General features: G+C 45.4%; 13 protein-coding genes. 4 read left to right on the top strand and 9 right to left on the bottom strand.

Features of this window, described 5'->3' with window-relative positions; genetic code table 11:
- Positions 1-199 precede the first annotated feature (199 nt).
- Entirely contained in the window at positions 200-2,464 is a 2,265-nt protein-coding gene (locus tag ACHA99_RS20955) for an EAL domain-containing protein (RefSeq protein WP_393944755.1), read from the top strand.
- Between the two features lie 93 nt (positions 2,465-2,557).
- A complete protein-coding gene (locus ACHA99_RS20950; RefSeq protein ID WP_393944753.1) occupies positions 2,558-3,403 on the top strand; it encodes a 23S rRNA (adenine(2030)-N(6))-methyltransferase RlmJ in 846 nt (281 codons plus the stop codon).
- A gap of 69 nt (positions 3,404-3,472) precedes the next feature.
- On the opposite strand, the gene ACHA99_RS20945 is transcribed toward ACHA99_RS20950, so the two are convergent.
- From ACHA99_RS20945 to ACHA99_RS20935, 3 genes are read right to left on the bottom strand one after another with little or no spacing between them, the layout of a single operon-like run.
- Positions 3,473-4,228: a lytic transglycosylase domain-containing protein gene (locus tag ACHA99_RS20945; RefSeq protein ID WP_263141382.1), complete on the bottom strand. Its 756-nt coding sequence runs from the start codon at positions 4,226-4,228 to the stop codon at positions 3,473-3,475.
- Positions 4,228-5,265, bottom strand: coding sequence for a DUF3137 domain-containing protein (locus tag ACHA99_RS20940; RefSeq protein WP_393944751.1), 1,038 nt, complete (start codon positions 5,263-5,265; stop codon positions 4,228-4,230). The genes ACHA99_RS20945 and ACHA99_RS20940 overlap by 1 nt, the downstream gene beginning before the upstream one ends.
- 49 nt (positions 5,266-5,314) lie before the next feature.
- Positions 5,315-5,881: a LemA family protein gene (locus tag ACHA99_RS20935; protein ID WP_173497831.1), complete on the bottom strand. Its 567-nt coding sequence runs from the start codon at positions 5,879-5,881 to the stop codon at positions 5,315-5,317.
- Positions 5,882-6,439: 558 nt separating this feature from the next.
- On the opposite strand from ACHA99_RS20935, the gene ACHA99_RS20930 reads away from it, so the two are divergent.
- Positions 6,440-8,062: an AbgT family transporter gene (locus tag ACHA99_RS20930; protein ID WP_393944748.1), complete on the top strand. Its 1,623-nt coding sequence runs from the start codon at positions 6,440-6,442 to the stop codon at positions 8,060-8,062.
- A 56-nt stretch (positions 8,063-8,118) separates the two neighbouring features.
- On the opposite strand, the gene ACHA99_RS20925 is transcribed toward ACHA99_RS20930, so the two are convergent.
- The 5 genes from ACHA99_RS20925 to ACHA99_RS20905 form a co-directional block, all read right to left on the bottom strand.
- On the bottom strand, positions 8,119-8,442 hold the full coding sequence (locus tag ACHA99_RS20925; RefSeq protein WP_219235070.1) for a hypothetical protein: 324 nt from the start codon (positions 8,440-8,442) through the stop codon (positions 8,119-8,121).
- A gap of 37 nt (positions 8,443-8,479) precedes the next feature.
- Positions 8,480-8,743, bottom strand: coding sequence for a hypothetical protein (locus ACHA99_RS20920; RefSeq protein ID WP_306683852.1), 264 nt, complete (start codon positions 8,741-8,743; stop codon positions 8,480-8,482).
- A gap of 141 nt (positions 8,744-8,884) precedes the next feature.
- Positions 8,885-12,019, bottom strand: a complete 3,135-nt coding sequence (locus tag ACHA99_RS20915; protein WP_105250702.1) for an efflux RND transporter permease subunit — start codon at positions 12,017-12,019, stop codon at positions 8,885-8,887.
- Between the two features lie 9 nt (positions 12,020-12,028).
- The gene (locus ACHA99_RS20910; protein ID WP_105250703.1) at positions 12,029-13,174 is read right to left on the bottom strand and encodes an efflux RND transporter periplasmic adaptor subunit; all 1,146 of its coding nucleotides are present in this window, start codon (positions 13,172-13,174) and stop codon (positions 12,029-12,031) included.
- Between the two features lie 813 nt (positions 13,175-13,987).
- Entirely contained in the window at positions 13,988-14,677 is a 690-nt protein-coding gene (locus ACHA99_RS20905) for a DNA-3-methyladenine glycosylase I (RefSeq protein ID WP_393944745.1), read from the bottom strand.
- Positions 14,678-14,883: 206 nt separating this feature from the next.
- Here ACHA99_RS20905 and ACHA99_RS20900 point away from each other — a divergent pair, with 206 nt between their 5' ends.
- Positions 14,884-15,531: a glutathione S-transferase family protein gene (locus tag ACHA99_RS20900; RefSeq protein ID WP_393944743.1), complete on the top strand. Its 648-nt coding sequence runs from the start codon at positions 14,884-14,886 to the stop codon at positions 15,529-15,531.
- 24 nt (positions 15,532-15,555) lie between these two features.
- Here ACHA99_RS20900 and ACHA99_RS20895 read toward each other — a convergent pair whose 3' ends face one another.
- Entirely contained in the window at positions 15,556-16,086 is a 531-nt protein-coding gene (locus ACHA99_RS20895) for a thioesterase family protein (protein WP_393944741.1), read from the bottom strand.
- Positions 16,087-16,176 lie beyond the last annotated feature (90 nt).

The raw sequence follows: 16,176 nt of genomic DNA, 5'->3' as shown, positions 1-16,176 counted from the left end.
TAAGCAAAACACATCACCAAGCTCATCACTGTATTAGCCAATTTGTCTCAGTGCGCCCTTAATAATTCAAACAAGTATCACACTGTAATATACTGATTTATAAAGGCGGCAATCTATTTGTATAACAGTTTAGTGATTTATGTTATATGTTACGTCCCCAGCCAACCTGCGTGACTTCCGTACGGGATAAGGACTTTTTTTGCTTCAATGGCTAAAAGGTTTTTTGTTTATCAGGGAGCAAGATTTTTTAAATCCTGACAAAACGATATTAAAAACCAGCTTATTGCGGATTATTCTGCTTAGTGGCGCCATCTTGACCACTAGCATAGTGCTGCATAGCTCTTTAATTGCGTATGAGTTAAACCTCACTTTCATTATCAGCATTACGGTCAGTTTTTTAACCGTACTATTCCTATCTTTATGGTTTACGCGCAAATATTTACTCGTCAGCTCTATCAGCCTGCTGGCGATGGTTATTGCAGCCTGTTTATCTATGCTGTTGTTTATCCCTGACTTCAACTTATCGCAGGTAGGTATTACTTTCTTATATACCTTGCCCTTGATGGCGCTTTTCCTGTTTGGCAGAAAAGTCGCTTTTATTATGATGTGTTTCAACGTATTGCCTTTTTTACTGCTACTGCGTAACCAAAACCTGCCACCCATTATCGATATTGATATCAGCCTACCTGCGACCCACGCTTATCTAAACGGTTTGCTGTTTATGTTTTTTAATATCTGTATCCCGTTGTCGGCAATGCGCCTGCTAAAAACCCAGAAAATCCATGCGCAGCAAATGATCCAGCATCAAAATGCACTGCAACATACATTAGACCAATATGCTGAAATCTTTGAAAATAATGGTACAGCCTCTTTCTTCTGCAATGAGGATGGAGTCATTCTCAACCTGAATAATGCCGCGAGGGAAATCGCTGGAGAAGTCACACTAAACCGCACTCGCCTATGTGACATTTTTGAACTTACCGAAGATACCAGCACGAATTTACTGGCGGCCTCGTTTCCGACCCATTTAAAGAACAATAACAGCACTAAATATCTGCTGCAGAAAGCCTCATTACAGCACCATGATACTTTGTTGTTTCACTGCCACGATGTCACAGAACAGGCAAACCATGCGATTGAGCTGAGTCGACTTAAAAAGCACCACATCAGCACGCATTTCTATGATTTAGTGACAGGATTACCCAACGAAAATCACTGGTATAACCCAGCGCCAAGCTTGATCCATCAGGAAATGACCGTAGCCTTAATCAAAATTGATAATCTTAGCCAAATTAATGCTGCTTTCGGTATCAGCGTCGGAGATGCCATCCTAAAAGCCTTTGCTATTGAACTCAAAAATCGCTTTGGTCATATCGCAAAAATATACCGATTTAGAGGAGCATCGTTTGCACTCGAGTTTACTAGCCTGCCGCTTATCTCCCCTGAAAACCTAGCGCTACAATTACGCGAGCGTATTCCAACAAACCTACAACTTAAGCAAGAACAACAGACTGAATATCATCTCGAGTGCAGAGTCGGTTGCAGCTCTGGTAATAAAGCCTCACCGCAGCAAGCCGCGGAGCAATGTTTAATTGCCATAAAACAAACCACCCAAGCTAGCCCAGTGATGGTGTATTACATTGGTTTGATTAACAATCTGCTCGAAGCTTCATCGCAAAAAGCCAGAATCCGTGACGCGCTGAAACACAACCGCCTTGAAATGTGGCTGCAACCTAAAGTGATGGCCAATGGCCACATTACTAGCTTTGAAGCGCTAGCCAGAATGTTTGACGAAGACGGCACTATGATCATGCCGAACACTTTTATCCCCATCATAGAGTCATCTCAATTGCAGGCGATTTTTGCGATAAAAGTCTTCAGGCAATTACTACAACTGATCCGCTCTTGGCCTAAGAATGTGCCTCTGGTTAGGATAGCCTTTAATTTATCAGGGCAAGATATTCTGTCGGATCGCTTCTTTAAGGTGTTGATCCAAACCTATATGAATCATCCTGAACTCATCCCATTGTTGGAAATTGAAATTACTGAAACCTCTGTATTTTCAACCCATAAAGAAACGGGCCGACGCCTAAACACCTTAGCTCGCATGGGGGTTTCTATCGCCATTGACGATTTTGGCACTGGCCATGCGTCATTAAGCCAGCTCATTGATATCAGTGCCGACACAATTAAAATCGACCGTTACTTTGTCAGTCAAATGGGCATTAGTGAACGCCATACCCAAATTGTTAACGCCGCCATCCTGTTAGCCAAGAGCTTAAAACTCAACATCATTGCCGAAGGTATCGAAACCGAAGCCCAGTTATTGCAACTCACTGCGCTAGGATGCGAACAATTTCAAGGTTATTTATTCGGTAAACCCGCACCAGCGAATCTCTGGCTGAAAACCTTTCAAATGCAAACACCCACGCACTGGTTTGCCAATAAAAAGAGTGCCAACTGAGGCATTAAATTTACGCCTAGAAGCATCGCAGGTATAATTGCCGACTGGCATTTGCCTCTCTTTGCTATGTTTGCAAATTACTAGGATTACCCCATGTTAAGTTACCGCCATGGTTATCACGCTGGCAATTATGCCGATGTATTGAAACACGCCATCTTGCTACAAACCTTGCAGCTGATGCACAAGAAAGACAAACCACTCGTGTATATCGATACCCACGCAGGTGCGGGTGGTTATGCTTTAAGCGATGAATTTGCACAGAAAACAGGTGAATACCTCGAAGGTGTAGCTAAGCTTTGGGATAAAACTGACTTACCACAATCGCTGCAGGACTATGTCGCCGCCGTGCGCCATTTTAATGAAGAAAATCCAGACGAACTCAACTTCTACCCAGGTTCACCCGCCATTATCGACATGGAGCTAGGACCTAAAGATCGCATGGTCTTGCACGAACTGCACAGCACTGATTATGTGTTATTGGATGATTATTTCTGCGAAGACAGACAAGTTAAAGTGATCAAAGGTGATGGCCTAAAAGGCCTTATCGCCGCAGTACCACCATTAGAGCGTCGTGCTCTGGTGCTAGTCGATCCTAGCTACGAGATGAAAACCGACTACCAAGATGTGGCCGAAACCCTGATAAAAGCGCACAAACGTTTTGCAACAGGTGTGTTTATCCTGTGGTATCCAGTCGTAAATCGCACTCAGACCGAAGGTATGTTATCGCGCCTCGCCAGCAGTGGCATTAAACGTCAGTTGAGAATTGAACAAGCCATTAAGCCCGATTCAGATGAATTTGGCATGACAGCGGCAGGATTATGGATCATCAATCCACCTTGGCAGTTAGACGAAATCGCAACTGAATTAATGGATTACTTGGGTAAAACACTTGGAAAAGTGGACGGTGACATTACCGTAAAATGGGAAGTCGGCGAGTAACCTTCGATTCAAATGGCGGCGATGATCTCCGGATTTTCGCCACTTCATTTTAGCTTATCAATGCGGCAACTAAACGTCCTTCTGCTCGCGGTAACGCTTCAATAAAATTTTCACACGCTCAACATAGGCTTGGGTTTCAGGATAGGGCGGAATGCCATTGTACTGAACCACGGTCGTCGGCCCCGCATTGTAAGCCGCACAGGCCAATGCGACATCACCATTGAACTGTTTTAGCATTTGTGCCAAATACTTACTGCCACCTAAGATATTCTCTTCGGGCAAAAATGCATTTGCCACACCCATCTCTTTTGCTGTTTCTGGCATCAATTGCATTAATCCCATGGCGCCAGTTCGCGAAAGTGCACGCGCATTAAAGGCTGATTCCGCGTGGATCACTGCGCGGATTAAGGCGGGATCAAGTTGATGCTTATGGGCCGCATGGGAGATCAGGGCATCATAATTAGCGGTAAATAGCCGAATACCATTCCAGTCTATGGTCGAATCGGGACGACAGGCAAAACAGTCATATAACAAAATTTGATATTGGTTATTTGCGGGGGCTTTGTCGGTAAATACGGTGACACCATTAGCTTGTTGATATTGATAAATTTTGAGTTTTTCTAGACCTTCACTACTCACTATGCCGCTCTGTGAGTACCGCGCCACAATACGCGGCTTAGCTTTTTCGCGCGCCTCCTCAGCATTTGCATTTATCATCAAACTCGAAATCAATAATAAGCACAGGCCTAACACCTCAAATCTGCAGGGCAATGAAAAGGCTGCAAAAGTCAGTGTACGAGCAAGCGCTAAGCGAGTAAGCAACATCAAAGTCCCGTGTACTGATTAAGTTTAAGTACTTCAATAATAGCAAAGAGTTGCTTCATTTCTCGGTTTATCTGACTAAATTCTACTGAAAAGGTTGCGCCATGAAAAATGGACTGCATTTGAAAATGCGTTCTGCGATTCGGCAGGAACAAAGTCAATTTATTGCGGAAAAATGCACATTGAATATTGCCATCGAAATGTTTGGCAAGCTCCTGTAAGCGCTCCATAAATGCCGTATTGAGCAAATAACGTGACTCGATTTGATCCGTTGAAAACGCGTCGAACTCTTTTTCAAATTGCGGATCTTCAAGTTTGACTCGTACCAGTCCCGCATGGCTGTCGGACAGGAAATTTGCTACACCACCGCGATCCCTCAGCACCACAGTATGACCCATAAACGCTTTATGGCTACTCAGCTCAACCACTAAGCCACGAAACTGGGTTTCCGTGCGGGTCACACTTCTGCGGCTATTCGTACCGACATCCAGCTCTTCGACTTGCACATTCTTGGTCAAGGTAAGCTCATTGACCGTCAACTCAACGCCCTTATAGCAGCCTTGTATATAGTCACCGAAGCTGACTTTGTCGTATCGCGGTAATACTTTAGCCGCAACGAGTCGATTCATGTCGAGGCGCATTTCGCGGCTATAAATAAAATCATCGCCGAAATATTTAAACATCAGCGGATAAATATCATTTTGAACCAAATGCTTAAACTCACGAGTCGGAGCAAAGCTCCACCAGCTTAATCCGACTAAGGCAAGCAATGGCAAAGGCGGGAAATAAGCGCCACCGCTGTAGTAGCCAATAACGGTGAGCAAGCTCAGCCCAAGCACTATCATCAAACTCAAATACAAACGTTTACGCGCCGCCTTAAGGCAAGCCACACGCTTAGTTTCATATTTGCGACTGATTGGAGCGATATATTCTTCGTAATAGGCTTCGAGTTGAGGTAGTTCGTCCAAATCCGCAGACAAACCAACAGGACCTCGATAAGTCCGAATCGGGCTACCTAAAATAAAAGTGATGATATTCATATTGATGTCATAGTATTGCAGGGTGATAACTCACCCTGCACAGCTAAGCTTACAAGTATTCGGCCGCATCTACGGGCGCTTTTGCCGCTTCGCTCACCTCATAGAATGGCATCACTTTAATACTCGCCATAGAAGCGATAATCGAGCCGGGGAAGATTTCTACCGCAGTATTAAGCTCGGAAACTGCCGAGTTGTAAAAACGCCTCGCAGCTGAGATATGCGCTTCGACCTCGTTATAGGTCTGCATCGCCTGCAACATAGTGTTGTCAGATTTGAGCTCGGGATAGTTCTCCACATTCACCATCAAGGTGCTCATTTTGTCGTTCAACCGCTCGGCCTGAACTAAATGCTCTTTAACGGCACTCGGATCGGCCTTGTTGTAATTATTGCTGAGCTGAGTGCGTAATTCGGTGATTTCAGTGAGCAGTGACTTTTCATGCTCCATAAATCGTTTAGCAATTTTTAGAATATTAGGCACAAGGTCGGCACGCTTGGTCAGCTGTACATCGATACCCGACAAGGCTTCGAGCGCGGTATTGCGCTTTTTGACTAGGCTGACGTACCAAAGATAGGTCACGATAAAAATCAGCGTTAATCCCAATAACAATTTTTCCATCTTCCATCCTTAGGTTTCTTATTCTTGTTAATAGGATACAGCTAACCATAAATGAGTGAAAATTTCACCTGCGGGCTGATTAAGACAATGAAATTACTCGCTGGTCAGAGCTGGCGATGTTATCTAACGAGCAATCATCAACGAAACTGGCCATATTCAACGATGAAAAGTGATCATCTGCATAAAAAACAGCATTTAACCTATAAATTTATCGATATTCAGCTCCGATACAGCAAACAACGTCTATAGTGATATGGCACAACATTAGAGCATCCAATTTTGCTCGTGAATACTGGACTCCTCGAGAGTCCATTTTTTTATCCTAATTTTGGCCCTCCTCACCTCAACACAGTCAATAGCAACATTTAAGTTTCAATTAAAACTTAACAATCATACTTTGCCGCTAATTTTTTAACTTTTACCTTAGCTTTCACTCCGAGTCTTGCACCTAGAGTTATCCCTCAGCCACGTCATCCACAATCGGCCGTCGGCAATGTCTCGAGTCTGTTATAGGGTCCAAATATTGCGCTGCGTAAAGGTCGACATAAAGGAAGGACGATGAGTTTTAATTCCGGCGATATTCCCCCACAAAAAGCTTCTGAACCCAATCCACAACCGGGCGATATCAGCTCTAGTGGTTGGTTTGTACGTTTTCTCAATATTGTTGAACGCTTAGGCAACCTGCTGCCCCATCCAATTACCTTATTCGCACTGTTCTGTGTTGCAATAGTCATTATTTCAGGTATTGCGGGCTACTTTGGGTTAACCGTGGTCGATCCTAGACCTATTGGCTCACACGGCCGCAGTGCCGACGGTTTAATCCATGTGGTGAGCCTGATGAACGCCGAAGGTTTGCGGATGATAGTCTCGCATCTGGTGACCAACTTTACTGGCTTTACGCCGCTCGGCACTGTGCTCGTGGCGCTACTCGGCGTCGGGATTGCCGAACGCTCTGGCTTATTATCTGCGGCTATGCGTGCTTTAGTCATGGGCGCCTCTAAACGATTAGTCACTGTGACCATAGTATTTGCCGGCATTATGTCCAACACCGCTGCCGAGCTTGGCTATGTGGTACTTATCCCTATGGCGGCGATGATTTTCCACTCCCTTGGCCGCCATCCACTTGCAGGTTTAGCTGCCGCTTTTGCCGGGGTTTCAGGAGGTTATAGCGCTAACTTATTGCTTGGTACTGTCGATCCCTTGCTATCGGGCATTACCGAAGCTGCGGCGCGCATGATAGATCCTCAATACAACGTCGGCCCAGAAGTAAACTGGTACTTCATGTTTGTCTCCACCTTTGTGATCACTTTCCTTGGCGCCTTTGTCACAGAGAAAATCGTCGAACCTAAGTTAGGTCAATACCAAGATAATGATGCAGACGAAACCGTACTGCAATCGATGGAGAGCATCAGTGCTATTGAGAAACGCGGCTTAAAATGGGCTGGGTTATCTATGTTAGTGCTCGCGGTTATTTTAGCGATTTCAGTCGCACCAGAAGGCGCACCGCTGCGCCATCCTGAAACCGGTCTCATCTCAGGTTCGCCATTCCTCAAGGGCATAGTCGCCTTTATCTTTATCTGTTTTGCCATACCGGGCTTTATTTACGGCAAAGTCGTGGGCAGCATCAAAAATGATAAAGATGTCATCAATGCCATGTCCCACAGCATGAGCACTATGGGCATGTACATCGTCCTCGTCTTTTTCGCCGCACAGTTTGTCGCCTTCTTCAACTGGAGTAATTTAGGCGCAGTATTGGCGGTGTTAGGTGCCGATGCACTGCAATCCATTGGCTTGACGGGCCCGATCGTATTTTTATTCTTTATTATGCTCTGCGGCATTATCAACTTGATGCTTGGCAGCGCCTCGGCCCAGTGGGCAATTACCGCTCCTATTTTTGTGCCTATGCTGATGCTGGTTGGTTATGCGCCCGAAACGATTCAAGCGGCGTACCGTATTGGGGATTCGGTGACTAACTTAATCACACCTATGATGAGCTACTTTGGTTTGATCTTAGCGGTTGCCTGTCGTTACCAGAAAAACCTGGGGATAGGTACGCTGATCGCCACTATGCTGCCGTACTCGCTCGTGTTTTTCGTGGGTTGGACAGCGTTCTTCTTCCTGTGGGTATTTGGCTTTGGTCTGCCCGTTGGGCCGGGAGCCGCGACTTACTACACGCCTTAACCGCAATAAAAAGGGCGTCGATGATGAAGTCGACGCCCTTTCTTTATTCGATAGCTTTAGTCGTATAGCCATTCCATTAACAGACTGCAGATCATCAAAAAAATACCTAGATTAAACACATAGGTCTGTAGGGTAGATTTTAATGTCGTGTCCTCAGCTTGCGATACTATCTGGCTCACAGACATAAAAAATAATTGAGGGGCTAACCCCATGCCCACAAATAACACAGCAGCACCGACACAGCGAGTTAACTCTGGTAGTACAAGCTCCTGCAAGTAAAATGCATAAACGCCATAGGCCAAAAATGCCAGCGCTATGCCATGGCATACCATTCCCACGATAAGTTGCTTAGTGGCAAGATTACCCCACGAAAACACCATGTCACTCCTACACTCAGCTTAACCAGAACTATTGATACTATTGGGCGCGCAGTTTATCTCGCTTACGATTAATCTGCACCCACACAAACCAACCAAATAAAATACCGCCAATGGGATAAATATAGAGCGCTCTTTGCAGTTCCGCCCAGAATGGATCGCCCGATATAAAATAATGTATTAAGGTGACCACGAGGGACGTCAGCATACCCCAGAAAAATACGCCAAAGACCAGAATGACGTACATCTTACCCTTAGCAATGAGTGCATCTAGTTTTTGCAATTCCAACGCAGCATCATCCATGTTTCGTCCTCTTAACTGCCTCAGCGCAATATGCCAGAACTCGCGCACAGTGCCTATCCATCTTTATAACTAACAGCATTAAAATAACAAAAAGCCCTGCAATTGCAGGGCTTTAGTTTAGAAGTTTAGAAACGATCGAGCTTATTCAGCTGAGTTTGGCTTCTGTTCTTTACCTTTCTTCTCGCGCTTACTGAAGAGACGCTCCACTATCACGAAGAATAATGGTACGAAGAAGATCCCTAGGAAAGTCGAGCTCATCATACCGCCGAGTACACCTGTACCAATGGCGTTTTGACTACCAGAGCCGACACCGGTACTGATAGCTAACGGCACAACACCCAGACCAAAGGCTAGAGACGTCATTAAGATGGGGCGAAGACGCACACGCACCGCATGCAAGGTCGCCTCGACTAAGCCTGAACCTTTCTCATAGAATTCTTTGGCGAATTCCACAATCAAGATGGCGTTCTTAGTCGCTAACCCTACTGTGGTTAACAGCCCCACTTGGAAGAACACGTCGTTTGGCAAGCCGCGACCATTCATTGCAATCAAGGCACCGATGATCCCAAGCGGAACCACGAGCACAACTGCAAAGGGTACCGACCAGCTTTCATAGAGTGCTGCCAATACTAAGAAGACCACTAAGATTGACAGAGCATACAGCGCTGGTGCTTGGTTACCCGATAGACGTTCTTCATACGATAGACCGTTCCACGCGACACCAAAACCAGGAGGAAGCTGCTTGGCTAAGTCTTCCATAATTGTCATAGCTGCACCGGTACTGAAACCAGGAGCCGTGGCACCCTGAATGTTCATCGATGGTAAGCCGTTAAAGCGTTCTAAACGTGGAGAACCGTATTCCCATGCACCTGTGGCAAACGCAGAGAATGGCACCATGTCACCCTTGTTATTGCGCACGTACCAAGAATCTAAATCTCCCGGTTGCATACGATACTGGGCATCACCTTGCACATATACTTTCTTCACGCGGCCACGGTCAATAAAGTCATTCACATAAGAACCGCCCCAAGCCGTTGCAAGCACATTGTTCACATTAGTGATTTCAATGCCTAACGCGCTCAACTTAGCGTGATCTACATGTAATTGATAAATTGGCGCATCTTCTTGACCGTTTGGACGCACACCCACCAGATTTGGATTCTGTGCCGCCATACCAAGCAGTTGATTACGTGCCGCCACTAACTTCTCGTGGCCTTGGCCGTTCTTATCCTGCAGGTACATGTCGAAACCGTTCGCTGTTCCCAACTCGATTACCGCAGGCGGTACGAAGGCGAATACTAAGGCATCTTTCATCTGACCGAACACACCCATAGCGCGACCAGCAATAGACTTCACATCCATACCTGGCGCTTCACGCTCAGACCAATCCTTCAAACCAACGAAGGCGATACCCATGTTTTGCCCTTGACCCGCAAAACTGAAGCCCGCCACGCTAAACACCGATCTCACGCCCTCCTCAGCCATAAAGTGATCAGACACTTTCTCCAATACTTTTAAGGTGCTTTCTTGAGTTGAGTTAGTCGGCAAAATGGCTTGCGTGAACAAAATACCTTGGTCTTCATCTGGTAAGAACGCCGTAGGCATACGGATAAAGATCCAACCCACTGCAATAACCAGCACAACGTAAATCGCCATCACTCTAAAGCCGCGCTTGATGATCCCAGCAACGCTCGACTCATAACGATTAGTCAGTTTATCGAAACTACGGTTAAACCAACCAAAGAAGCCAGTTTCGATATGAGCATGGCCCTTCTTAATCGGTTTGAGCATAGTCGCACAAAGTGCAGGTGTTAAAATCAAAGCAACTAGAACAGACAACGCCATCGCAGATACGATAGTGATAGAGAACTGACGATAAATAACCCCAGTTGAACCTGACATAAATGCCATAGGGACAAACACTGCAGAGAGCGTCAGACCGATACCGACTAAAGCACCGGTAATTTGATCCATCGACTTACGCGTCGCTTCCAGTGGACTTAAGCCCTCCTCGGCCATTACCCGCTCGACGTTTTCCACCACCACAATCGCATCGTCCACCAACAAACCAATGGCGAGCACCATAGCAAACATGGTTAAAGTGTTAATCGAGAAACCCGCTAACGACAGAATCGCAAAGGTTCCCAGCAATACCACAGGTACCGCAATAGTCGGGATCAAAGTTGCGCGGAAATTTTGCAAGAAGAGGTACATGATGATGAACACTAGTACAATAGCTTCAAGCAAGGTGTGTACTACACCTTCTATCGATTTTTCAACGAAAGGCGTTGTATCATAAGGATAAACAACTTCTAGCCCTTGCGGGAAGAAAGGTTTCATCTCAGCAATTTTTTCACGAACAGCTTCAGCAGTATCAAGCGCGTTAGCACCCGTTGCCAGCTTAATCGCTAACCCTGTCGCAGGTTGACCGTTATACAGTGACACCACAGCATAACTTTCAGAACCTAATTCAACCCGTGCCACATCACTTAGGAAGACGTTTGCGCCTGAAATATCCGATTTAAGGATAATTTTGCGGAACTCTTCTGCCGTTTGTAAGCGGCTTTGAGCCGATACCGTTGCGTTCAACTCTTGGCCAGCCACAGAGGGCGCGCCACCTAACTGTCCAGCTGAAACTTGAGCGTTTTGAGAACGAATCGCTGCGATAACGTCTAAACTGGTCAAGTTGTATTGAGTCAATTTCAACGGATCAAGCCATATACGCATCGCATATTGGGCACCAAACAGCTGAATTTCACCTACGCCAGGTACGCGACTCATAGGATCTTGAATGTTCGCACCAACATAGTCAGCGATATCGCCTTTATCTAACGAACCATCGGTCGATACGAAGCCTAATACCATTAAGAAGCCTGAACTCGACTTGTTAACGTTAACCCCTTGTGCCTGCACCTCTTGCGGTAACAGGGTCATAGCGCCCTGTAACTTGTTCTGTACTTGAACCTGTGCAATATCAGGATCGGCTTCAGCGTTAAAGGTTAAAGTTATCTCAGCATTACCAAAACTGTCACTGGCTGAGGCGATATAACGGAGGTGATCGATACCCGTCATACGTTGCTCAATCACCTGAGTCACAGAATCTTCAACAATCTTAGCGGAAGCGCCAGGATAGTTAGCACTGATCACCACGGTCGGTGGTGCAATGTTAGGATATTGGGACACTGGCAGCGAGCGGATCGAGAGGATCCCCGCCAGCATAATAATCAAGGAGATCACCCACGCAAAGATGGGGCGATCAATAAAAAAACGTGCCATAGCTATGCCCTATTGTGCTTGCGTTTCAGAAATAACTTTGGTGGTTACTGGAGCGCCGGGACGAACTTTCTGTAATCCTTCCACAATCAACTTGTCGCCCACAGTTAAACCAGAAGTGACTCGCCATTGGTTGTTAATCACTTCTGCGGTCGTCACTGTTTTCGCTTCGACTAAACCTTGGTCATTCACCACCATAGCCACAGCTTCACCCTTAGAGTTACGCGTAATCGCTTTTTGTGGAACCAAGATAGCCTGTGGATCAGTGCCCGCATTTAACATAGCGCGAACATACATGCCAGGTAACAAGATACCTTCAGGGTTAGGGAATTCTGCGCGCAGAATAACTGAGCCAGTGTTTGGATCCACGCTCACTTCAGCGAACTGCAACTTACCCGGATGACTATATTGAGTGCCATCTTCAAGCAATAATTTCACGTCTGCATTTTCTGAAGCTTGTAGCTTACCTTGCTGCAACTTAGCTTTAAGACGTAACAACTGAGCACTCGATTGCGCGATATCCACATTGATAGGATCAAGTTGTTGAATCGTCGCCAATGTTTGGCTTTGGTTGGCAGTCACTAACGCCCCCGCAGTCACACTCGATTTACCGATACGACCAGAGATAGGCGCTAATACTTCAGTATATTGCAGGTTGATTTTAGCGGTGTTAATCGCAGCTTCAGCCACAGTTACATTTGCCAATGCTTCTTTATATGCCGCTTCAGCTTCATCGAACTCTTGCTTACTGATGGCGTTGGTTTTTACCAATTGCTGATAACGTGCCGCCTTAGCTTTTGCTGAGGCTAAGCCCGCATTCGCTCTGGCTAAATCAGCATTGGCACTCACTAAAGCAGCTTTATAAGTTGAAGAGTCAATCTGATACAAGGATTCACCCTGTTTCACATTGCCACCTTCAACAAAACTACGCTTAGTGATAATACCGTTAACCTGTGGACGAACTTCAGCCTCGAGGAAAGCTTTACTGCGTCCTGGTAATTCCACCTGAATCACTTGTGGCTGGGCAACAACATTAAGGATTCCCACTTCCATACTACGTGGACCAGCACCCGCCTGAGCGCTCTCTTCTTGAGGGCTGCAAGCTGCCATCCATAACGCCACGCTTATAACTGAGGCAAGTTTAATTGTCTGCCGCATGAGAACTCCTTCAAATATTAACTGCCCACATACCAGTACACTTATTGCGCTGACACGAGCCGTAATTGTAACTAAAATCAAATCCGTTATTTATCTCATAGCCTATATGAATCAACAAGGAAGATAACGAAACTAAATTGTAAACTAATGAAAATTTTCACTCACTCAGCATTACTATATTCATCGAATTGTTATTCGATTTAAAAAATCGGTTAACTTTGAGTGGCATTGTTAGGGAGATATGCCGTAAAACACCCAATAAGCCTACTCCATATTGTATATGTTGCAAATCTGTTCATATTCTAGACTTGCGGCAGGCCAAGGCCCACAGCTCAATGACGTTAGCTTAACCGTCACTTGTTGCAATAATTTGTACATAGAGACGAAAACGCAGCGCGCTTGTTTTTACTCAGGCCACTCTCAGCATCAAATCGTTAAAAACGACCCTATCAAGACTGACAATACCGAAAGAGAGTAAGCAAAGAGCTGGCTTCAGACTGCTTGCGCGTAAAAACATGAATACATCCGATAGCGGATTGCTGTGCAGTTTATTACATCTACTATTTGTGCACGGCTAAATGCAGCGCCAGCGTTATGAGTCAACACCACACAATTAAACAGTCACAAATAATAGCTAGCGGGCTATTTTAGTGGTTACCCCAAAACGGAGCAAACCCGAAATTCAGATTAATACCCCATTAAATGAAACTCAGACTCCCACAAATAATGCTTCTGTAATGAAAAATATTGCTAGCAAAGCAATATTTGTCTATTAAAACTAATTTGTTCATCTTCAATCACAACTTAACAGGACTAAATTCGATTATCGCCCACGCTGCAAGCCAAAATACGGCTGATATCAGCCAAACAACGACCCGACTCCTGTTGCCACTGATTAAATACGGCTTGCACTTGTTTAAGCGCCGTCTGCGACGTAAAGCCCGCATCAACTAACTTGTGTGCTTTAAAATAGCCTTGTACATCATCGGTTAACAAAAAAGTATCTTTGCCAATACCGCGTAGAAAATAGGTACCCGTATTGCCGCCCAATCGAGTACCGCGTTTCTTCAACAACGCCCACAAACCAATAATATCCTGTGTCGGCCAAGCGGCGATCAGTTGCGCCAAACTGCCATGTTCGCGAGCAACATCGTGGATCATCAGAGCATTATCATAAATGGCTTGAGTCTTTTTAAGATGGCGAATCAAGGTCGCATCACTTGCCCGCGCTTGAATTTGCTCAGGCGATAACATTAATACTTTATGCGGTTCGAACCCAAAGAAAGACTTCTCATACTCGGGCCATTTGTTAACCACCACCCGCCATACAAAGCCACTTTGAAACACCTGACGGCTCATGGCCGACAATAATTCAGCATCCCGATATTGGCGAATTTCATCATCAGACAGGCAACCAGACAATAAGGCTTCGAGTCCAGCAGGTCCGCCTTTGCGCTCACTGGCTCTGGCATAAATAGATGAAAAACGCTCTAACTGGCTCATATTATTACCTTTAAAATGATTAAATCCCGACACTTTCTATATGGGCTCATAATACCGATTTTTATCCCTGATGGATCACTTGGCTTTGCCAAGAAAAATTGTGTTTATTCCAGCATTTTTTAAGAAAACTCTTACAGCAAGCGCTTCAATTACGTCTAAAGTTAAAACGTAAAGTCCGTAAAAGACTGGGTTTGGAGTGAGTGCCTATGGAGCTTTTTTATCACCCGTTATCACGCTATTCACAGAAAGTGCTCATCGCACTTTATGAAAAGCAGGCCAACTTCTACCCCAGAATCATAGATCTACGCGACCCTTTGTCTCGCAAGGAATTTCACCAACGTTATCCGCAAGCGCGAATCCCCCTGCTTAAAGCCCAAAATGAACAGCTGATACCCGAATCCAGCATTATTATCGAGTACTTAGATAGGCATTTTGAAAACAGTACCCAGCTGCTGCCACAAGAACCACAACGCAACTTACAGGTACGTTTGTTCGATCGCATCATAGACAATGATATTAACAACCCATTATTTCAATTAGAAAAGTTAAAGCACATAGAAGACAGCAATGAATTCGAAATCAAAAAATTAGAGAAGCAACTACTGACACAGTTTCAACGCTTAGACGCGCAACTCACACAACATCATTGGGTCTGTGGCGACAGTTTTACCTTAGCCGACTGTGCACTCATCCCTTGCTTAAGCTATAGCTTCCAACATCTAAACCTGTTGGATTTAGATGAAATTGTGCGCTATTGGCAACAGGCACAACTGCGTGGCGCTTGGATGTTAGTACAAGAAGAGGTGTTACTGGCTGAGATGGAGGAAACGGCAGGAATAAGAGGCATACCTTAGCGAGTAAGTCATGCCTCAACACAATCACATATTGCGTTCTTTCTTCAACTGCAAAAACGCTTTCCACTTCACGACTTCGGACGGCAACTCAGGTGCAGGATCGGTATAACCCGCTTCTTTCACGAGTACATCTAGCGGCACTTGCTTACCTTTGCACACAAACACACCGCGTACATGGACGATACAATGTAGGCCACGTTCGCTCACAAAGCGTTGTTCGATATAGAAATACTTTTCATCCCAACCGACGACTTTGGTTTCAATCTCAAAGGTTTTTAACGGCTTAATATCGCGAATATAGGTAAATTCGGCGGCGTTAACTATCGGCATCCACTTCAACTTTAAGAAACGTTTCAGTAGACCCATCTCGGCCAACATATAGGTCCGCGCCAGATCCATAAACGCGGGATAGCGAGAATTAGTGAGATGGAAATTGATGTCGCAATCGCTCGGTAAAGCACGATAAGTGATACGGCTTGTCCCTAGAAAATCGATCTTACGACAATGGCGCGTGCGCCAGAATAACAACCAAAACAAACGAAAATACAGATTCATAACGCGCCGCCCTTGAAATAAGAGCCACAGGCTAACAGAGGTCATACCACAGGGCAAGCGGGATATAGCTCACAAAAAAAGACGCCCTAA

This window comes from Shewanella sp. S23-S33, assembly GCF_043359565.1.
Classification (GTDB): Bacteria; Pseudomonadota; Gammaproteobacteria; order Enterobacterales; family Shewanellaceae; genus Shewanella; species Shewanella oncorhynchi.
This window is presented reverse-complemented; position numbering and strand designations above follow the sequence as displayed.